The sequence below is a fragment of the Cupriavidus alkaliphilus genome (assembly GCF_014191175.1).
In the GTDB taxonomy this organism is placed as follows: domain Bacteria; phylum Pseudomonadota; class Gammaproteobacteria; order Burkholderiales; family Burkholderiaceae; genus Cupriavidus; species Cupriavidus alkaliphilus.
Genome location: NZ_JACHWE010000002.1, coordinates 528,815 through 551,784 on the forward strand (window position 1 = coordinate 528,815; position 22,970 = coordinate 551,784).

Below are 22,970 nucleotides of genomic sequence, written 5' to 3' on the forward strand. Positions count from 1 at the left end.
GATGGACGCCAACACCCAGGATTTCGCGCGGCACGCCCGCGCGCTCGGGCGCGAACAGCGCGCGCTGTCAGAGCACGCGGCCATGCCGGTTACGCTGTCGGCAACCATCGAGGGGCTGGTGGACCCCCAGCGGCTGCACAAAGCGCTGTGCCGGGTCGCCGCACGCCATCCAGCCACTGGCCTGGTGTTCGGCCGGGTCGAGGGCCTGCGCGGCTTGCGCCAGCATTTCGCCGGTGCAGCGCCGGCATGGTCGTCGGCGGGCCCGGACCAGGGCACGCCCGCAACAGCCCTGCAGGCTGCACTCCAGGTGCTCGGCCACAACCGCGCAGAACTGACGCTGACCGCCCACCCGCTTGCAGCCGACGGCACCAGCCTGGTGACGCTGCTGCGCGAACTGGCTCAGGCCTACGCTGACGAAACCGCCCTTAGCGGCGAAGCGCCGCTGCCCTATGCGGACTACCTCGACTGGACCGACGGGCTGGCGCAGGACAACACCGAAGCCGGCGCGGGCTATTGGCAAGCCGTGCGCGAACGGCTGGCCGGCCTCGATGCACCCAGGCTGCCCTGGCAACGCCCCGGGCATGCAGGCGAACCGCTGGCCGCGCAGTGTGTCGGGCTTCCCGCGACCGAAGCCGTTGCGGTGGCCGAATGGGCCGCCGCGCTGGGCCAGCCGCTGGCGCACGTGCTGCAGGCGGCGTGGTGGCTGCTGCTGGCGCGTCTCGATCCGGCCGCGGCGTTCTGCGCCGGCTGGCAGCACGACTGCCGCGATGACTTCGACGTACTGGCCGGCGCGGTGGGCCGTTATGAAGCGCTGCTGCCGGTCGCGGTGCAGCCGGACATGGCTGCGCCGTTTGCCGACTGGCTTGCCGCCTTCGGCGCGCAATTGCAGCAGCACCTCGACTGGCGCGAGCATTGCCCGGCGGACGCCGGCGCGGGCGCACCTGCGCAGGTCGGCTTCTGCTGCAGCGGCCCTGCCAGCCTGCAATGGCGGCATGGCGAGCTGCATTGGCGCGCCGACGCACCGCGGGCGCTGCTGCCGGGCCTGGCGCTGGCGTTGCAGGTCCACCTGGAAGACGGCGTGCCGCGCCAGCTGGTATTGCACCATGCCGACAGCGTCCATGGCTCGGATGCGATGGCGTGCCTGCTTGACCAGTACCGCGCGCTGTTGCACACGCTGCGCGCAACTCCGGACACCGCCGTCGGCGCATTGCCGCTGGCTACCGCCGCCGAGCGCGCGCGCGCCGATGCCATGCATGCGCCGGCGCTGCATGCCGGCGCGCAGATGCTGCCGCAGCGGCTGGCCCACTGGGCCAGCGAGCGCCCCCATGCGCCGGCGTTGTCGGCCCCGGGCCTGCAGCTGGACTACGCCGGTCTCGCTCGCGCCGTGGACGCAGTGGCGCGGCAGCTGCCCGCACTGGGCTTGCGCCCGGGCCGGCCGGTCGGCCTGCTGCTGCCGCGCTCGGGCGAGCTGGTGGTGGCATTGCTGGCGGTGATGCATGCCGGTGCGCCGTACCTGCCGCTCGATCCGGCGTGGCCGCCGCAGCGGCGCGCGCAGATCCTGGCCGACGCCGGTGCCACGCTGGTGCTGACCGACGCGGCCCATGCGCCTTGCGCCGGGCCGCTGCCGCATGCCGAGATCGCGGCGCTGCTGGCGGCGGACAGCGACGCCGGCAATGCCAAGGCGCTGCCGGTGGTGAACGCCGCGCAGCCCGCCTACGTGCTCTACACCTCTGGCTCGACCGGCACGCCCAAGGGCGTCGCCATTGACCATGGCCAGTTGCTGAACTACGCGGCGGCCTCCGGGCAGGCGCTGCGCCTCGACCGCTGCCAGCGTTTCGGGCTGACCTCCACCGTTGCCGCCGACCTGGGCAACACCACCCTGTTTGGCGCGCTGTGGCAAGGCGCCTGCCTGTGCGTCGCCGACGAGGCCGACATGCAGCACGCCGCCGCCTTCACCGCCTTCCTGGCGCGCGAGCATGTCGATTGCCTGAAGATCGTGCCCTCGCACCTGGATGCCTTGCTCGAGGGCGACACCGCACCGCTGCCGCTGCCGTCGCATGCCACCATCGTGCTGGGCGGCGAGGCCGCATCCGCGGCGCTGCTGCAGCGGTTGCGCGCGCGCATGCCGCAGGCCCGCCTGTGCAACCACTACGGGCCGACCGAAACCACGGTGGGCATCCTGGTCCACGATGCCGGCCGCGCGGTGGACGCGGCGGGCGCGGTGCATGCGCCGCTGCCGCTGACGCAGGTGCTGGCCAACTGCGAGGCCCACGTGCGCACCGCCACGGGCCACCTGGCCGCCGTGGGCGAAACCGGCGAACTCTATCTCGGCGGCGCGCAACTATGCGCAGGCTATCTGGGCGGCGATGTGTCCGGGACGGCTTTCGTTGCGCACCCGGAACGCCCGGGCCAGCGCCTGTACCGCAGCGGCGACCTTGCCCGCTACCTGCCGCGCGGCGGCATCGAGCTGGTCGGGCGCGCCGACCACCAGGTCAAGGTGCGCGGCTTCCGTATCGAATGCGGCGAGGTTGAGCAGGCGCTGGCGGCACTGCCCGGCGTACGCCAGGCGGTGGTCATGCTGGCCGCTCCGGCCGGTGGCGTGCCCCAACTCGCCACGTGGATCGTCCCCGATGCCACGGCCACAGACGCCGCCGCCCTGCGCAATGCCCTGCGCCACGCGCTGGCCGAGCGCCTGCCCGAAGCGATGATCCCCGCACTGTGGTTCGCCGCGACGGCGTTGCCCCGGCTGCCGAACGGCAAGGTGGACCGCCGCGCGCTGGCGCAGGCAGCAGCGGCAAGCCCGGCGCCCGCTGCTGCCGCCTCCGCGCGCGAACCGGCAAGCGAACTGGAAGCGCTGCTGCTGGACCAGCTGCGCGACCTGCTCGGTGCGCCCGGCCTGACGGTTGACCAGGACCTGTTCGAAGCCGGCGGCCATTCGCTGCTGGTGATCAAGCTGGTGGCGCGCATCCGCAAGCTGCTGAAGCTGGAAATCGCCCCGGCCATGGTCTTCGACGCTCCCGACGCGGCCGCTCTGGCCGGGGCGCTGCGCCGCGCCAGCCCCGACTCCGACGGCCTGGAAACACTGGCCGGCCTGCAGCGCCAGCTGGCGGCCATGTCGCCCGAAGCGCGCGCCGCGCTGCGGGCCTCCGCCTCGGCCAACGCCACCGCATAACGTCTTTTCCCTGGAACGCATCCATGACGCAATCCTCGACCCCTGCCCGGCAGGCAGCGCTGCTGGCGCTGCTGCTGGAGCAGGACGCGGAACCGGCGGCCGCGCCGGCCAGCCCCGCGCCCGCCGCGGCGCCGCTGTCTTTCTCGCAGCAGCGCCTCTGGTTCCTGCTGCAATACGAGCCCGGCAGCACGGCCTACAACCAGACCCGCGCTTTCGTGCTGCGCGGCGCGCTCGAGCGCCGTGCGCTGCAGGCCGCGCTGCGCGCCGTGATCGCACGCCATCCCGCGCTGCGCACCCGTTTCATCGCGGACGACGCCGCGCCCGGCAGCCTGCCCCGGCAGGTGGTCGAGTCCGCACCGTCCTTTGCGTTGGCCGAAGCAACGCTCGCCGCCGGACCGGATGCGCTGCAGGCGTGCCTCGACGCCGAGGCCGCGCGGCCGTTCGACCTCGGGCACGCGCCGCTGCTGCGTGCCACGCTGCTCACGCGTGGCCACGACGACCACGTGCTGCTGCTGTCGCTGCACCATATCGCTTCCGATGCGGTTTCCAACGCGGTGATCGCGCGCGACCTGGGCACGGCCTATGCGCAGGTGCTCGCGGACGACGGCGAGATCGCGCTGCCGGCACCCGCCACGACCTTCGGCGTCCATGCCAGCCGCCAGCGCGAACGCCTGGCCAGCGGCGACCTGGACGCGCAGCGCGCATGGTGGCAGCGCCAGCTGGGCAATCACGTGCCGGCCCTGCAGTTGCCGACCGACCGCCCTTACGGTAACGCGGCCACGCGCGTTGCCCGACGCATCGATGCGGCGCTGGACCTGCCACGGCTCGGCGCATTGCGCCGCTTCTGCGCATCGCAGCGCTGCACGCCGTTCGTGGCGCTGCTCGCCGCGTGGCAGGCGCTGCTCAGCCGCTATGCCGGGCAGGACGATTTCGCGGTCGGCGTGCCGCACGCGGGCCGCGACGGCGACGGCCTGGACGATGTGGTCGGATTCTTCGCCAACACCCATGTCTACCGCTCGCGCACCGCACCCGGCATCACCGGCCGCGCGCTGTGCGAGCAGCTGCGCGCTGACGCACTGGGGGCGCTCAGCCACGCCGAGCTGCCGTTCGAAGTGCTGCTCGACGGCATGCAGGTGCCGCGCGACGCCGGCCGCAGCCCGCTGTTCCAGGTCATGTTCAACCTGCGCACGGCAACGGCACCCGCCGCGCCGGCGCTGCCGGGGCTGCAGGTGCAGGCCGTGGAAGCGCGCCAGACCGGCGCCAAGTTCGACCTGATCCTCGACGCCGAAGACCGTGGCGACAGCCTTGCCCTGAGCCTGGAGTACGACTGCGCGCTGTTCGATGCCGCCACGGCGCAGCGCATGCTGCGCCACTACCTGGCCCAGCTGGGCGGGCTGCTGCGCCAGCCCGAACTGCCGCTGGCGGCCACGCCCCTGCTCGGCGACGACGACGCCGCCACGCTGGCGCACCAGCACGCTGCCGGCCAGCCGGCGCGGCACGTCGCCGCCGAGCCCGCCCATCGCCGCATCCAGCGTCATGCCGAACAACAGCCGCAAGCCATTGCCCTGCGCCATGGCGATACCACGCTGACCTACGGCGAACTGGAGCGCCGCGCCAACCGGCTGGCGCACCGGCTGATCGCGCTCGGCGTCGGCCCGGAAGTGCGCGTCGGCATTGCCATGGAGCGTTCGCCGGAGATGGTCGTCGGCTTGCTGGCGATCCTGAAGGCCGGCGGCGCCTACGTGCCGTTCGACCCGGCCTATCCCGCCGAGCGCCTGGCCTACCTGTTCGAGGACAGCGGCATTGCCGCCTTGCTGACCCAGCCCGCACTGCGCGGCCTGCTGCCGCAGCGGGATGGCCTGCCGGTGCTGGAGCCAGACGCGCAGGACCACGGCGGCGCCTGCCCGGAATACGCGCCCGCGGTCGAGGTCCGTCCCGAACACCTCGCCTACGTGATCTACACCTCTGGCTCCACCGGCCGGCCCAAGGGCGCCCAGCTGCAGCACGGCAACCTGTCGCGCCTGTTGGCGGCGACGCAGCACTGGTTTGGCTTCGGCCCCGCGGATGTCTGGACGCTGTTTCATTCGTATGCGTTCGATTTCTCGGTCTGGGAGATCTTTGGCGCGCTGTGCCATGGCGGGCAACTGGTGATCGTGCCGTTCCACGTCAGCCGCGCGCCGCAGGAATTCATCGCGCTGCTGCAGCGCGAACGCGTCACCGTGCTGAACCAGACCCCGTCGGCTTTCCGCGCGCTGCTGGCCCAGCCCGAGCTGTACGGCGCGCCGCTGGCGTTGCGCCATGTGATTTTCGGCGGCGAGGCGCTCGATCCGCAGGCGCTGCGGCCCTGGATCGACCACTTCGGCGATGCTTCGCCGCGGCTGGTCAATATGTATGGCATCACCGAAACCACGGTGCATGTGACCTACCGCCCGATCACGCGCGCCGACCTGGACCCGTCCAGCCGCGCGCGCAGCCCGATCGGCGAACGCATTCCGGACCTGGGCGTGCGGGTGCTGGATCCCGGGCTGAACCCGGTCGCACCCGGCGTGGCCGGTGAACTCTACATTGCGGGCGCGGGGCTGGCGCGCGGCTACCTGAATCGTCCGGGGCTTACGGCCGAGCGCTTCGTGCCGGATCCATTTGCCGGCGACGGCGCGCGGCTCTACCGTACCGGCGACCTGGCGCGCTGGCTGCCTGACGGTCAGCTCGAATACCTGGGACGCATCGACCAGCAGCTGAAGATCCGCGGCTTCCGCATCGAACCGGGCGAGATCGAGGCGCGCATCCTCGCGCAGCCCGGTGTCGGCAACACGGCGGTGATCGCCGCCGAGGGGCCGTCGGGTGCGCGGCTGGTGGCGTATGTGGTGCCCGCTGCGGGCGCAACTATCGATGGCGCGACACTACGCACCGCGCTGGCTGCCGAGCTGCCCGACTACATGGTGCCGTCCGCCTTCGTCGTGCTCGACGCCCTGCCGCTGACCCCCAACGGCAAGCTCGACCGCCGCGCGCTGCCCGCGCCGGCTTTCGACAGTGCCCAGGACTTCGTCGCGCCCGAGGGCGATGCCGAAACCGCGCTCGCCGCGATCTGGTCGGAAGTCCTTGGCCTGCCGCGCGTTGGCCGCGCCGACAACTTCTTCGAACTCGGCGGCGACTCGATCCTGAGCCTGCAGATCCTCGCCCGCGCCCGCGCCGCCGGCTGGGTGCTGACGCCGCGGCAACTGTTCGAGCGCCAGACGCTGGCCGAACTGGCGGCGGTTGCCGCACCGGTCGCGCACGACGCGATCGATGGCAACGCCGTGCCGGCAGGCGCGGTGCCGCTGCTGCCGATCCAGGCCGACTTTTTCGACACGCCGATGGCCCGGCGCCAGCACTGGAACCAGTCGGTGCTGCTCGATTGCCGCGAGGCGCCTGATACCGCAGCACTGGCCGCGGCATTGCGCGACGTGGTGGCGCATCACGATGCGCTGCGGCTGCGCTTCGTCCAGCGCGACGGCGCGTGGCAGCAGGCGTATGCCGACAGCGAAACCTGCGCCGACCTGCTGTGGGTGCGCCATGCCGCGTCCGAAGCCGAGCGGCTGGCGCACTGCGAAGCCGCCCAGCGCAGTCTCGATCTGGCCGAGGGGCCGCTGCTGCGCGCCGTCGCGCTGCAATGTGGCGAGCGCTGGCAGTTGCTGCTGGTGATCCACCACCTGGTGGTCGATGGCGTGTCGTGGCGCGTGCTGGTGGAGGATCTGCGCGACGCGTACGCCCAACGCCGGCAAGGCCAGCAGGCCGTGCTGCCGGCTCGCACCGCGTCGTACCAGCGCTGGTCGCAGGCGCTGCGCGCCAATGCCGCCACGCGCGACGCCGAACTGCCGCATTGGCAGGCGCTGGCAAAAATCGATGCCAGCCTGCCGTGCGACGATCCAAACGGCGCGCTGACCATCGCCGACCGCGATACCGTCACGCTGACGCTGCCGGCCGAACTGACCCAGGCGCTGCTGCAGCGCGCCCCGGCGGCGTACCGCACGCGCGTCAACGACCTGCTGCTGACGGCGCTGGCCCGGGCGCTGGCCGCATGGTGCGGCCGCTCGCAGGTGCTGATCGACCTCGAAAGCCATGGTCGCGTCGCCGGTGTCGACGACACGCTGGACCTGAGCCGCACGGTCGGCTGGTTCACCACGCTATTCCCGGTCGCGCTCGATGGCACCGGCGCGCACGATGCCGCGATTAAGGCCGTCAAGGAGCAATTGCGCGCGGTGCCCGGTGATGGCATCGGCTTTAGTTTGCTGCGCCGCTTCGGCGCGCCCGCGCAACAGGCTGTGCTGGCCGATGTGCCCAGGCCACAGGTGGTGTTCAACTACCTTGGCCAGCTCGACGCCAGCTTTGCCGACGACAGCCCGTGGCGGCTCTCGGCCGACAGCGCGGGCGCCAACCAGGATCCCGCAGCCCCGCTGTCGCACCTGCTGTCGGTCAACGGACAGGTGCTGGATGGCGAACTGCGGCTGACGCTGGCCTTCAGCCGGGCACGCCATCGGGCGGAGACGGTTCGCCGACTCGCCGAAGCCTTGCGCCAGGAGCTGGAAGCGCTGATTGCTCACTGCAATGCGGGCGTCGCGGGTTTCACCCCCAGCGACTTCCCGCTGGCGCGGCTGACGCAGGGCGGACTGGATGCGCTGAAGCTCGATCCGGCGCAGGTGCAGGACCTCTACCCGCTGTCGCCGATGCAGGCCGGCATGCTGTTCCACAGCGTGCTGGCGCCCGAGGGCAGCGCCTATACCAACCAGCTGCGCGTCGATATCGACGGACTCGATCCGGCGCGCTTTATCGCGGCGTGGCAGGCTGCGTTGACGCGCCACGACAGCCTGCGCTGCGGTTTTCTGCATCGCGGCGAACAGCCGCTGCAGTGGGTGGCCCGCTCAGTGCGGTTGCCGGTGACTACGGAGGACTGGCGCGGCCGCGACGCCGCCGAGTTGGACCGCTTCGCCGCCGCCGAACTGGCCCAGCGCTTCGACCTGGAGCGCCCGCCGCTGATGCGCGTGGCGCTGCTGCGCACCGGCGCGCAACGCCACCATTTGGTCTGGACCGTACACCACCTGCTGCTCGACGGCTGGAGCACAGCGCAGCTGCTGGGGGAAGTGCTGCGCCACTACGCCGGCGACACGCTGCCCGCCAGCGGCGGCCGCTTTGCCGACTATATCGGCTGGCTGCAGTCGCGCGACGCCGCCGCCGGCGAAGCCTTCTGGAAGGCGCAGCTGGCACCGCTCGACGCGCCAACGCGCCTGCTTGCCGCATTGCCGGCTCCGGAACACGGCCAGGGCCAGGGCGAACATCACCACGAACTCGACGCCGCCGAGACCACCGCGCTGGCCAGCTTCGCCCGCGCGCAGAAGGTCACGCTGAACACGCTGGTGCAGGCCGCCTGGCTGTTGCTGCTGCAGCGCTGCACCGGCCAGCCGTGCGTGGCCTTCGGCGCCACCGTGGCCGGGCGCCCGGCCGAGTTGCCGGCCGCGCAGCAGATGCTGGGGCTGTTCATCAATACGCTGCCGGTGATCGCGTCGCCGCGTCCGCAGCAAGCGGTGGGCGACTGGCTGCGCGAGGTGCAGGCGCTGAACCTGGCGCTGCGCGAGCACGAACACACCCCGCTCTACGACATCCAGCGCTGGGCCGGCCACAGCGGCCAGGCGCTGTTCGATTCGATCGTCGTGTTCGAGAACTATCCGGTCGATGCCGCGCTGCGCCGCGCGCCGGCCGGGTTGTCGTTCTCCGGCATCGGCAACCGCGCCGAGACCAACTATCCGCTGGCGCTGGTGTTCGCGCATACCGACACGCTGCGCCTGACCTGCCGCTTCGACCGCGCCGTGCTTGGCGAACCGCAGGCGCAACTGCTGGCGCACAGCCTGTTTGCGGTGCTGCGCCAGCTGGCCGCCGACGCGGCGCGCCCGCTGGGCCGCATCGGCCTCGCCACGGCTGACGCGCCCCTGGCAGCCGCAGCAACGGTGACCCAACTTGCCCACCATCGCTTCGAAGCCCATGCGGCCTCCGCGCCGGATGCCGTGGCGCTGGCGGCGGACGATACGCAACTCACTTACCGCGAACTCAATGACCGCGCCAATGCCCTCGCGCATCGCCTGCTCGCACACGGGATAGGCCCGGACGTGCCGGTTGGCGTGCTGGCCGAGCGCTCCGTCGAACTGATCGTCGCCCTGCTGGCCATCCTCAAGGCCGGCGGCGCCTACGTGCCGTTCGATCCCGACTATCCCGCCGACCGCCTGGCCTACATGGTCGAGGACAGCGGCGTGGCGCTGCTGCTGGCGCAGCGGCCCGACGCCATCGCGCCGTTGCCCGCGGCCGTGCCGGTGGTCGACCTGAGCGCAGCTTCCCTGTATCACGGCGAGCACGCCAACCCGTCGCCGGCGCTGCATCCGCACCACCTGGCCTATGTGATCTACACCTCGGGCTCCACCGGCCGGCCCAAGGGCGTGGGCATCTCGCACGGGGCGCTGGCGCATTACCTGCACGGCGTGCTGGCGCAACTGGCGCTGGCGCCGGCGTCGCGCATGGCCATGGTGTCGACGCCCGCGGCCGATCTCGGCCATACGGTGCTGTTCGGCGCGCTGGCCAGCGGCGGCGCGCTGCACCTGCCGGCGCGCCGCTGCGTGTTCGATGCGGCGGCGTTCGCGCGCTACATGGCGCAGCACCGCATCGGCGTGCTCAAGATCGTGCCCGGCCACCTGCGCGCCTTGCTCGACGGCGCGCAGGCGGCCGGGGTGCCGCTTGCCGACGTGCTGCCCGAACACACCTTGGTGCTCGGCGGCGAAGCCACCGACGCGCCGCTGCGCGCGCGCCTCCACGCGGCCCGGCCGGCGTGCCGGCTGGTCAATCACTACGGGCCGACCGAGTCCACCGTCGGCGTGCTCGTGCACATGGCCGGCACCGCGCCGCAGGCCGGCGCAGGCTTGCCGCTGGGGCAGCCGCTGCCCGGCACCGGCGCGTACGTGCTGGACGCGGACCTGTGCCCGCTGCCCGACGGCATGGCCGGTGAACTCTATGTCGGCGGACCCGCGCTGGCGCGCGGCTACCTCGGCCGCGCGGCGTTGACGGCAGAGCGCTTCGTGCCCGATCCGTTCGCCCGCGACGGTGCGCGGCTGTACCGCACCGGCGACCGCGTGCGGCGCGGCGCCGACGGCGTGTTCGAGTACCTGGGCCGCATCGACGACCAGGTCAAGATCCGCGGTTTCCGCGTGGAGCCGGGCGAAGTCGCGGCGCAGCTGGCGGCGCTGCCGCAGGTGCGCCAGGCCGCGGTGGTCGCCGCTCCCGCTGCCGGCGGCATGCAACTGGTGGGCTACGCGGTGCCGCAAGCGGATGCCCGGCCCGATCCCGCCGCGCTGTGCCGCGCGCTGGCCGCGACGCTGCCGCCGCATATGGTGCCGGCCGCCGTCGTGCTGCTCGACGCGCTGCCGCTCACCGCCAACGGCAAGCTGGACCGCCGCGCGCTGCCGCCGCCCGAGGCCGCCGCGCCACCCGCGGCCGCGGCGCGGGAAGCACCGCAAGGCGATCTCGAGATCCGCCTCGCCGCGATCTGGCAAGGGCTGCTGCAGGTGCCCGCGGTGGGCCGCCACGACAACTTCTTCGCACTGGGCGGCCATTCGCTGCTGGCCGTCCAGCTCTTGTCCCGGATCCAGGGCGAACTTGGCATCGAGGTGCCGCTGGCGCTGCTGTTCGGCGCTGCCACGCTGGCCGAGCTGGCCACGGCGCTGCCGGCCCAGCAACGCCATGCCGACGAAGCCGCCCTGCTGGAACTGGAAGCGTTCGCCAATACCCTGGAGTCAGTCTGAATGATCGAAGCCAACACCGCGGCCCGTCTGGCCGCGCGTTTTGCCACGCTGGCGCCGGCCCAGCGCCGCGCCTTCCTCGACAAGATGGCCGAGCAAGGCATCGCATTCTCGCAATTGCCGATCCCCGCGCTGCCGCGGCCCGATGCCGCTGCCGGCTACGATGCGCCGCTGTCGTACGCGCAGCAGCGCCAGTGGTTCCTGCACCGCTTCGCGCCGGAAAGCGCGGCCTACCACATCAGCAGCCGCGTCGAGCTGCACGGCGAACTCGACGCCGGCGCGCTGCAGGCGGCGCTTGCCACGCTGGCGCAGCGCCATGAAGCCCTGCGCACGGTGTTTCTGGCGGACGCCGATGGCATGGTACGGCAGCATGTGCGCGCCGCAGCCAGCATCGAACTGCCGCTGACCGACTTGTCGGCAGACCCCGGCAGCGCCGATGAGCAAGCCGCGGCGATCGCCGAAGCGCCGTTCGACCTGGGCCGCGCGCCCTTGCTGCGCGTGCACCTGCTGCGCCTGGGCGCACGGCACCACCGGCTGGTGCTGGCGATGCACCATATCGTCTCGGACGGCTGGTCGATGCAGTTGCTGATCGACGAGCTGGCCGCGGCCTACCGCGCGCAGCGGCTCGGCCAGCCCCTGCCCGGAGCCGCGCACGCGATCGGCTATACCGACTATGCGGTGTGGCAGCGCAACTGGCTCGAGGCTGGCGAGCAGGCACGGCAACTGGCCTGGTGGCGCACAACACTGGAGGGCGCATCCGGCGTGCTGGCGCTGCCGACCGACCGTCCGCGCCCCGCCGTGGCGGCCTACCGCGCGCAGCGCTGCGAGATCGACATTCCTGCCACGCTTGCCGAGGCGCTGCGCCAACGCGCGCAAGCCGGCGGCGGGACGCTGTTCATGGCATTGCTGGCCGGCTTCCAGGCACTGCTGTACCGCTATACCGGCAGCCGCGACCTGTGCGTGGGGGTGCCGGTGGCCGGCCGCAACCGCCTGGAAACCGAACGCGTGGTAGGCCTGTTCGTCAACACGCAGGTCGTGCGCGCGCAGCTTGACGGCAGCCAGCCGCTGTCCGCGCTGCTCGGCCAGACCCGCGCAGCCGTGCTGGGCGCGCAGGCGCACCAGGACCTGCCGTTCGAGCAACTGGTGGAAGCGCTGCAGCCCGAGCGCAGCGTGAGCTACCACCCGCTGTTCCAGGTGGTGCACAACCACCGCCGCGGCGACCGCGCCGCGCGCGTTGCGCTGCCCGACCTTGAGCTGGAAAGCGCGCCAGTGGGCGAGCGCACCACGGCGCTGGAGCTGACGCTCGATACGCGCGAGGACAGCGACGGCCATGTCCATGCCTGTTTCCACTATGCCGCGGAACTGTTCGACGCCGGCACCGCGGAGCGGCTTGCGCGCCATTACGTGCGGCTGCTGCGCCGGCTTGCCGACGCTCCGGAACAAGCGCTCGATGCGGTGGACCTGCTTGACGAGTCCGAGCACCGCAGCCTGCTGGCGCTGGGCCAGGGCGATGCGCCTGCCGGCGAGACCCTGCCGGTGCATGCGCACATCGCCCGCCACGCCGCGGCACGGCCCGACGCCGGCGCCGTGATCTGTGGCGACCGGGTGCTGCGCTACGGCGAACTGCTGGCCCGCGCCGACCGCCTCGCCGCCGTGCTGCGCGCGCGCGGCATCGGCGCCGAGGATCGCGTCGGCATCGCCCTGTCGCGCTCGCCCGACCTGATCGTCGCGCTGCTGGCGGTGATGCGCTGCGGTGCCGCCTACGTGCCCTTCGATCCCGCCTATCCGAAGGACCGGCTGGCCTACCTGTTCGACGACAGCGCGATCCGGCTGCTGGTCACCGAGCCAGCGCTGCTCGATGCGCTGCCTGCCCCGGCCACACTGCCGGTGCTGACCATGGATACGGTCGACGACGGCATCGCGCCGCTGCCCGAGCAGCCGATCCACCCCGGCCAGCTCGCCTACGTGATCTACACCTCCGGCTCCACCGGCCGGCCCAAGGGGGTCTGTGTCGCGCACGGCCCGCTCGCCATGCACGTGGCCGCGACCATCGACGCCTACGAGATGGGCCCCCATTCGCGCGAGCTGCACTTCCTCTCGTTCGCCTTTGACGGCGCCCACGAGCGCTGGCTGTGCGCGCTCGCCTGCGGCGGCTCGCTGCTGCTGCGCGACGATGCGCTGTGGACCCCAGAGCAGACCGCCGCCGCCATGGCCCGCCACGGCGTCACCAACGCCGGCTTCCCGCCCGCCTACCTGCGCCAGCTGGCCGAGCATTGCGAACAAGGCGGCGAGCGCCCGCCGGTGGCGCTCTACTCCTTCGGCGGCGAGGCCATGCCGCGTGCCGCGTTTGCCCAGGCCCGCCGCGCGCTGGCGCCGCGGACCTTCATCAACGGCTATGGTCCGACCGAAACGGTGGTCACGCCGATGGTCTGGAAGGTGCGCGCTGACGCGCCCGAAGCCGAGTTTGCCGGCACTTACGCCCCGATCGGGCGCCCGGTCGGCGCGCGCCGCTGCTACCTGCTCGATGCCGAGCTGAACCTAGTGCCGCCGGGCGTGGCCGGCGAGCTTTACATCGGCGGCGAGGGCCTGGCACGGGGCTACCTGAACAAGGGCGGCATGACCGCCGAGCGCTTCGTGCCGGATCCGTTTGCCGGCGACGGCACGCGGCTCTACCGTACCGGCGACCTGGCGCGCTGGCTGCCTGACGGTCAGCTCGAATACCTGGGGCGCATCGACCAGCAACTGAAGATCCGCGGCTTCCGCATCGAACCGGGCGAGATCGAGGCGCGCATCCTCGCGCAGCCCGGTGTCGGCAATGCGGCGGTGATCGCCGTCGAGGGACCATCCGGTGCGCGGCTGGTAGCGTATGTGGTGCCCGCTGCGGGAGCGGTCGTGGATGGCGCGACATTGCGCACCGCGCTGGCCGCCGAGCTGCCCGACTACATGGTGCCGTCCGCCTTCGTCGTGCTCGATACCCTGCCGCTGACCCCCAACGGCAAGCTCGACCGCCGCGCGCTGCCCGCGCCGGCTTTCGACAGTGCCCAGGACTTCATCGCGCCGGAGGGCGACGCCGAAACCGCGCTCGCCGCGATCTGGTCGGAAGTCCTTGGCCTGCCGCGCGTCGGCCGCGCCGACAACTTCTTCGAACTCGGCGGCGACTCGATCCTGAGCCTGCAGATCGTCGCCCGCGCCCGCGCCGCCGGCTGGGTGCTGACGCCGCGGCAACTGTTCGAGCGCCAGACGCTGGCCGAACTGGCGGCGGTTGCCGCACCGGTCGCGCACGACGCGATCGATGGCAACGCCGTGCCGGCAGGCGCGGTGCCGCTGCTGCCGATCCAGGCCGACTTCTTCGACACGCCGATGGCCCGGCGCCAGCACTGGAACCAGTCGGTGCTGCTCGATTGCCGCGAGGCGCCTGAGTTGCCGGCACTGGCCGCGGCGCTTGCCGACCTGGTGGCGCATCACGATGCGCTGCGGCTGCGCTTCGTCCAGCGCGACGGCGCGTGGCAGCAGGCGTATGCCGACGGCGAAACCTGCGCCGACCTGCTGTGGGTGCGCCATGCCGCGTCCGAAGCCGAGCGGCTGGCGCACTGCGAAGCCGCCCAGCGCAGTCTCGATTTGGCCGAAGGCCCGCTGCTGCGTGCCGTTGCGCTGCAATGTGGCGAGCGCTGGCAGTTGCTGCTGGTGATCCACCACCTGGTGGTCGATGGCGTGTCGTGGCGCGTGCTGGTGGAGGATCTGCGCGACGCGTACGCCCAACGCCGGCAAGGCCAGCAGGCCGTGCTGCCGGCTCGCACCGCGTCGTACCAGCGCTGGTCGCAGGCGCTGCGCGCCAATGCCGCCACGCGCGACGCCGAACTGCCGCATTGGCAGGCGCTGGCAAAAATCGATGCCAGCCTGCCGTGCGACGATCCAAACGGCGCCCTGACCATCGCCGGCCGCGACACCGTTACGCTGACGCTGCCGGCCGACCTGACCCAGGCGCTGCTGCAGCGCGCCCCGGCGGCGTACCGCACGCGCGTCAACGACCTGCTGCTGACCGCGCTGGCGCGAGCGTTGGCTGGCTGGAGCGGCCGCTCGCAGGTGCTGATCGACCTCGAAAGCCATGGCCGCGTTACCGGTGTCGACGATACCCTCGACCTGAGCCGCACCGTCGGCTGGTTCACCACGCTGTTCCCGGTCGTGCTCGACGGCAGCGGCGCGCTCGATGCCGCGATCAAGGCCGTCAAGGAGCAGCTGCGCGCGGTGCCCGGTGATGGCATCGGCTTCGGCCTGCTGCGCCGCTTCGGCGCGCCCGCGCAACGTACCGCGCTGGTCGATGTGCCCAGGCCCGAGGTGGTGTTCAACTACCTTGGCCAGCTCGACGCCAGCTTCGCCGACGACAACCCGTGGCGGCTCTCGGCCGACAGCGCGGGCGCCAACCAGGATCCCGCCACGCCGCTGTCGCACCCGTTGTCGATCAGCGGCCAAGTACAGGACGGTCGGCTAAAGCTGTCCGTGGCCTATGCGCGCCGTCGCTATCGCAGCGCGACGATCGAAGTGCTGGCGGCGGCGTTTCGCGCGGAACTGGAGGCGGTTGTCGCCCATTGCACCGCCGGGGCAGCGGGCCTGACGCCATCCGACTTCCCGCTCGCCCGCCTTTCGCAGGCCGGGCTGGATGCGCTTGGCCTTGCGCCGCAGCAGGTGCAGGATCTCTACCCCTTGTCGCCGATGCAGGCGGGCATGCTGTTCCACAGCGTGTTTGGCGAGCACGGCAGCGCCTATACCAACCAGCTGCGCGTCGATGTCGACGGCATCGAGCCGGAGCGCTTCCGCGCGGCATGGCAGGTGGTGCTGGCGCGCCACGACACCCTGCGCAGCGGCTTCCTGCACCGGGCCGACCCGCCGCTGCAGTGGGTGGCCAGGCAGGCGGCGCTCTCCGTGCTGGTCGACGACTGGCGCGGGCGCAGCGCGGCAGAGATCGACGCCTTCGCTGACGGCCAGCGCGCGCAGGGCTTCGACTTCGAGCGCCCGCCGCTGATGCGCGTGGCGCTGCTGCGCACCGGCGCGCAACGCCACCATTTGGTCTGGACCGTGCACCACCTGCTGCTCGACGGCTGGAGCACCGCGCAGTTGCTCGGTGAAGTGCTGCGCCACTACGCCGGCGACACGCTGCCCGCCAGCGGCGGACGCTTTGCCGACTATATCGGCTGGCTGCAGTCGCGCGATGCCGCCGCCGGCGAAGCCTTCTGGAAGGCGCAGCTGGCACCGCTCGACGCGCCAACGCGCCTGCTTGCCGCATTGCCGGCTCCGGAACACGGCCAGGGCCAGGGCGAACATCACCACGAACTGGACGCCGCCGAGACCACCGCGCTGGCCAGCTTCGCCCGCGCGCAGAAGGTCACGCTGAACACGCTGGTGCAGGCCGCCTGGCTGTTGCTGCTGCAGCGCTGCACCGGCCAGCCGTGCGTGGCCTTCGGCGCCACCGTGGCGGGACGCCCGGCCGAGTTGCCGGCCGCGCAGCAGATGCTGGGGCTGTTCATCAATACGCTGCCGGTGATCGCGTCGCCGCGTCCGCAGCAAGCGGTGGGCGACTGGCTGCGCGAGGTGCAGGCGCTGAACCTGGCGCTGCGCGAGCACGAACACACCCCGCTCTACGACATCCAGCGCTGGGCCGGCCACAGCGGTCAGGCGCTGTTCGATTCGATCGTCGTGTTCGAGAACTATCCGGTCGATGCCGCGCTGCGCCGCACGCCTGCCGGCCTGTCGTTCTCCGGCGTGCGCAACCGGGCCGAGACCAACTACCCGCTGACGCTGCTGTTCGCGCATACTGACGCGCTGCACCTGACCTGCCGCTTCGACCGCGCACAGCTGGCCGAGCCCCACGCCGCCCAGCTGGCGCACAGCCTGTTTGCGGTGCTGCGCCAGCTGGCCGCCGACGCGGCGCGCCCGCTGGGCCAGATCGCGCTGATGGCGCCGCCCGAGGCGCGCGCCGCACTGGCGCTGGGTGCCGATCCGCAGCCCTATCCCGCCGCGGAACCGGTGCACCGGCTGTTTGAAGCCCGTGTCGCGGCGCAGCCCGACGCAATTGCGCTGTGCTTCGGCGAGCAGCGCCTGACCTATGCGGCGCTGAACCGCCGCGCCAACGCCCTCGCGCATCGACTGATCGCGCACGGGGTAGGCCCGGACGTACCGGTCGGCGTGCTGGCCGAGCGTTCAGTGGAAATGGTCGTCGCGCTGCTGGCCATCCTAAAGGCCGGCGGCGCCTACGTGCCGTTCGATCCGGACTACCCCACCGATCGCCTGGCCTACATGATCGAGGACAGCGGCGTCGCGCTGGTGCTGGTGCAGCACCCCGATGCGATGCCGGCGCTGTCCCGTACCGTTGCGGCCGTCGACCTGGTCGATCCGGCGCTCTATGCGCAGGGCGGCGACCACAACCCCGTCCCCGCGCTGTCGCCGGAAAACCTGGCCTACATCATCTACACCTCCGGTTCCACCGGGCGGCCCAAGGGCGCAGGCAACCGGCACGGCGCGCTGCATAACCGGCTCTGGTGGATGCAGGCGCAGTACCGGCTGGATGCCGCCGACACCGTGCTGCAGAAGACCCCGTTCAGCTTCGACGTCTCGGTCTGGGAGTTTTTCTGGCCGCTGATGACGGGCGCGCGGCTGGCGCTGGCGGCACCGGGCGACCATCGCGATCCGCAGCGGATCGCCGCGTTGATCGCGCAGCATCGGGTCACCACGCTGCATTTCGTGCCAGCCATGCTGCAGGCCTTCGTCGCCGACGACGCGGTCGCCGCCGCGTGCGCCAGCCTGCGCCATATCGTCTGCAGCGGCGAGGCGCTGCCGGCGGACCTGGCCCGCCGCACCATGGCCTTGCTGCCGCAGGCGGGCCTGCACAACCTGTACGGCCCCACCGAGGCGGCGATCGACGTTACCCACTGGACCTGCCGTGACGATGGCGGGCATGCGGTGCCGATCGGACGTCCGATCGCCAATGTCAGCGCGCATGTGCTCGACGGCGCGATGCACCCGGTGCCCGAAGGCATCGCGGGCGAACTGTATCTCGGCGGCGCGGGCCTGGCGCGCGGCTATCTCGGCCGCGCGGCGCTGACGGCCGAGCGCTTTGTCGCCGATCCGCATGGCGTGCATGGCGAACGGCTCTATCGCACTGGCGATCTCGCGCGGCGGCGCGCCGACGGCCAGATCGAATACCTGGGCCGGCTCGACCACCAGGTGAAGATCCGCGGCCTGCGCATCGAGCTGGGCGAGATCGAGGCGCGGCTGCTTGCGCACGGCAGCGTGCGCGAGGCCGTGGCCATCGCCCTGACCGGCGACGGCCCGGCGCGGCTGGTGGCCTATGCCGTGCCCGCGGCCGGTGCGGCGATCGACACCGACGCGCTGCGCGGCTGGCTGGCGCAGGCGTTGCCCGACTACATGGTGCCGGGCGCTATTGTCGTGCTGGAGCGCATGCCGGTCACGCCCAACGGCAAGCTGGACCGCCGCGCGCTGCCGTCGCCGGAGTTTGCCGGCTCGAGCGCCTACGAGGCGCCGCAGCCCGGCGTGGAAGCGGTGCTGGCCGACACCTGGGCCGCGGTGCTGAAGGTGGCGCGCGTGGGCCGCCATGACAACTTCTTCGAACTGGGCGGCGATTCGATCCTGAGCCTGCAGATCGTCGCGCGGATGCGCGCGCTGGGCTGGTTGCTGACGCCCCGGCAGCTGTTCGAGCGGCAGACGCTGGCGGCGGTGGCCGAGGCGTTGGCGCCGCTCGACGGCCAGGCCGACGCGGTGCATACCCAGGCAACGCCGCGCCGGACCAGCCTGCGCAGCGAGGATTTTGCGCTGGCGCGCCTGTCGCAAGGCCAGCTCGACGGCCTCGGCCTCGACGCCGCTCGGGTGCAGGACCTGTACCCGCTGTCGCCGATGCAGGCGGGCATGCTGTATCACAGCATGGCGCGCGCGGACGCCGGCAGTGCCTATATCAACCAGCTGCGGGTCGATGTCGAGGGGGTGGACGCCGCCCGCTTCGCCCAGGCGTGGCGCGCGGCGCTGGGCTGTCACGATGCCCTGCGCACCGGCTTCCTGCAGCGCGGCGAGCAGCCGCTGCAATGGGTGGCGCACGAGGTGGCGCTGCCGCTGACAGAACACGACTGGTCGGCGCAGCCGCCCGAGGCGCTGCCGGCCGCGCTCGACCGGCTTGCCGCGGCGGACCTGGCCCAGGGCTTCGACCTGGAGTGCCCGCCGCTGATGCGACTGACCTTGGTGCGCACCGGTCCCGGCCGGCATCACCTGGTCTGGACCGTGCACCACCTGCTGCTCGATGGCTGGAGCACTTCGCAGCTGCTGGGCGAGGTGCTGAAGCGCTATGCGGGCGAGGCAGTGGCGCCGACGCAAGGCCGCTTTGCCGACTACATCCGCTGGCTGCAGCAGCGCGACGCCGGCGCCGCGCAGGCGTTCTGGGCCGGCCAGCTCGATGGCTTCGACACCCCCACGCGGCTGGCGCAGGCGCTGCCGGCGCCGGCCGGCGGCGAAGGCTACGGGCTGCTGCAGCACGACTGCGGCGCGGCGCTGACCGAACGGCTGTCGGCCTATTCCCGCGCGCACAAGGTGACCCTCAACACCGTGGTGCAGGCGGCGTGGCTGCTGCTGTTGCAGCGCTACACCGGCCAGCGCCGCGTGGCCTTCGGCGCCACCGTGGCCGGCCGCCCCGCCGACGTGCCGGGCAGCCAGCAGATGCTTGGGCTGTTCATCAATACACTGCCGGTGCTGGCCGCGCCGCGGCCCGAGCAGGCGGTGGGCGACTGGCTGCGCGAACTGCAAGGCTTCAACCTGGCCGCGCGCGAGCACGGGCACACGCCGCTGTCCGATATCCAGCGCTGGGGCGGCCAGGCCGGCCAGCGGCTGTTCGACAGCATCCTGGTGTTCGAGAACTTCCCCCTCGAAGACGCGCTGGCATCGGCCAGCCGCAGCGGCCTGCGCTTCGCCACGCAGGGCAGCACGGGCCTGACCGAATACGAGATGGACGTCGAGGTCAGCCTGCGCCAGACCCTGCGGCTGGGCTTCACCTACATGCGGCGCGCATTCGACGCCGCGCAGGTGGCGCGCATCTGCGCGCAGATGACGGGGCTGCTGGAAGCCATCGGCACCGTGCCAGGGCAGACCGTCGGTGCGCTCAGCCTGCTGACGCAGGACGAGCAGGCGGCGCTGCTGGCGCTGGGCCAGGGCGATGCGCCTGCCGGCGAGACCCTGCCGGTGCATGCGCACATCGCCCGCCACGCCGCGGCACGGCCCGACGCCGTCGCCGTGATCTGTGGCGACCAGGTGCTGCGCTACGGCGAACTGCTGGGCCGCGCCGACCGCCTCGCCACCGTGCTGCAAGCGCGTGGCATCGGCGCCGAGGATCGCGTCGGCATCGCCCTGTCGCGCTCGCCCGACCTGATCGTCGCGCTGCTGGCGGTGATGCGCTGCGGTGCCGCCTACGTGCCCTTCGATCCCGCCTATCCGAAGGACCGGCTGGCCTACCTGTTCGACGACAGCGCGATCCGGCTGCTGCTCACCGAGCCAGCGCTGCTCGATGCGCTGCCTGCCCCGGCCACACTGCCGGTGCTGACCATGGATACGGTCGACGACGGCATCGTGCCGCTGCCCGAGCAGCCGATCCACCCCGGCCAGCTCGCCTACGTGATCTACACCTCCGGCTCCACCGGCCGGCCCAAGGGGGTCTGTGTCGCGCACGGCCCGCTCGCCATGCACGTGGCCGCGACCATCGACGCCTACGAGATGGGCCCCCATTCGCGCGAGCTGCACTTCCTCTCGTTCGCCTTTGACGGCGCCCACGAGCGCTGGCTGTGCGCGCTCGCCTGCGGCGGCTCGCTGCTGCTGCGCGACGATGCGCTGTGGACCCCAGAGCAGACCGCCGCCGCCATGGCCCGCCACGGCGTCACCAACGCCGGCTTCCCGCCCGCCTATCTGCGCCAGCTGGCCGAGCATTGCGAACAAAGCGGTGAACGTCCGCCGGTGGCGCTCTACTCCTTCGGCGGCGAGGCCATGCCGCGTGCCGCGTTTGCCCAGGCACGCCGCGCGCTGGCGCCACGGACCTTCATCAACGGCTATGGCCCGACCGAGACGGTGGTCACGCCGATGGTCTGGAAGGTGCGCGCCGATGCGCCCGAGGCCGAGTTTGCCGGCACCTACGCACCGATCGGGCGCCCGGTCGGCGCGCGCCGCTGCTACCTGCTCGATGCCGAGCTGAACCTGGTGCCGCCGGGCGTGGCCGGCGAGCTGTACATCGGTGGCGAGGGCCTGGCGCGGGGCTACCTGAACAAGGCCGGCATGACCGCCGAGCGCTTCGTGCCCGATCCGTTCGCTGGCGACGGCGCGCGGCTCTACCGCACCGGCGACCTCGCGCGCTGGCTGCCCGACGGCCAGCTCGAATACCTGGGCCGCATCGACCAGCAACTGAAGATCCGCGGCTTCCGCATCGAGCCGGGCGAGATCGAGGCGCGCGTCCTTGCGCAGGCCGGTGTCGGCAATGCGGCGGTGATCGCCGCCGAGGGGCCGTCGGGTGCGCGGCTGGTGGCGTATGTGGTGCCCGCTGCCGGCGCAACTATCGATGGCGCGACACTGCGCACCGCGCTGGCCGCCGAACTGCCCGACTACATGGTGCCGTCCGCCTTCGTCGTGCTCGACACCCTGCCGCTGACCCCCAACGGCAAGCTCGACCGCCGCGCCCTGCCCGCGCCTGGCGCGGCAATCGCCGAGCAGCACGTGGCACCGCGAACCGAAGCGCAACGCTGGCTCGCGCAGGTGTGGCAGGACGTGCTTGGCGTGCCGCGGGTGGGACTGGACGACAACTTCTTCGCGCTCGGCGGCGATTCGCTGCTGAGCCTGAAGGTGATTTCCCGCGTCCGCGCCAACCGGGCGCTGGGACGGGACCTGAAGTTGCGCGACCTGATGCGGACCCCGACCATCGGCCAGTTGCTGCCGGACGGCGAGCCTGCCGCAGCCCTGCCGGAAGCCCCGCCCGCCGCCGCGCTGCGCGTGCTCGCGCCTGGCCCGGCAAACGCCACGCTGCCGCCGGTGGCGTGCGTCCACGCGGCGCTGGGCACGCTGTTCGACTACGACGCCATCGTCGCCCGGCTGGGCGCGCAGCGCACGGTCTATGGCTTCCAGGCGCGCGCGCTGGCCGATCCGGCATGGCGCGACGCCTCGCTGGCATCGATCGCGGCGGACTATGTGCGGGAATGGCGTGCGGCGCAGCCGCAAGGGCCCTACCTGCTGCTGGGCTGGTCGCTCGGCGCGGCACTGGCCACCCTGATGGCGCGCGAGCTGGAGGCGCAGGGCCAAGCTGTCCAGTGGCTGGGCCTGGTCGATCCGTTCGTGCCGGAGCCGCGCTCGCACGCCAGCGCTACGCCCGGCTGGCCCGCCGCGCTGGCGGCGTTTGCCGAGCGCCTGCTGCCCGCTACCGAACCGCTCGCGCTGCCGCGCGATGCCGCCCCCGAGCCCGACGCCGAAGTTGTGCGCGCCCTGCTCGCGCCGCGCATTGCCGCGTCCACGGCGCCGCAGGCAGCGCTGGGCGCGGACGAGCTGGCGCACATGTTCGTGGCCGCGCACCGGCTGGGCTTGCTGGCCGCGGCCCAGCGCACCCTGCCGGTGGTACAGGCGCCCCGCGCGGTCTGGTGGCGCGCCGGCCGTGACGGCGCGGCCGCGCGGCTGGCCGGCTGGCTGGGCGCGCCGCGCGAAGAGACCGTGCTGGACGGCGTCGACCACCACGCCATCGTGCGCGACCCGCGCTTGCTCGTGCAACTGCGCCGCAGTGTCGAGGCCCGCCCCATGCCCAATTCCCAAGCGCGGCACCCGGCTACCGGCACGGCCACCCTCCCGACGTAGGAGGCTGCGAATGAAATTTCTTAACGCTAATAACAATGATTTGCATTTACAATACGGCCGAAATCAAGAAAGCCGAAATCCAGGAGGAATATGCACAGGGGTAGCACGGGTCG

Annotated in this window: 3 protein-coding genes; all 3 read left to right on the top strand. The window is 72.2% G+C overall.

Annotated features, from left to right (window positions below; translation table 11 throughout):
- The first annotated feature begins 1 nt into the window (after window position 1).
- The 3 genes from FHX60_RS08970 to FHX60_RS08980 are packed head-to-tail and all read left to right on the top strand — an operon-like array spanning window position 2 to window position 22,857.
- Entirely contained in the window at window positions 2-3,172 is a 3,171-nt protein-coding gene (locus tag FHX60_RS08970) for a non-ribosomal peptide synthetase (RefSeq protein ID WP_183283118.1), read from the top strand.
- Between the two features lie 23 nt (window positions 3,173-3,195).
- Window positions 3,196-10,989 carry a non-ribosomal peptide synthetase gene (locus FHX60_RS08975; protein ID WP_183283119.1) on the top strand — a complete coding sequence of 2,598 codons (7,794 nt, stop codon included), beginning with the start codon at window positions 3,196-3,198 and terminating at the stop codon, window positions 10,987-10,989.
- Window positions 10,990-22,857, top strand: a complete 11,868-nt coding sequence (locus tag FHX60_RS08980) for a non-ribosomal peptide synthetase (protein ID WP_183283120.1) — start codon at window positions 10,990-10,992, stop codon at window positions 22,855-22,857.
- Window positions 22,858-22,970 lie beyond the last annotated feature (113 nt).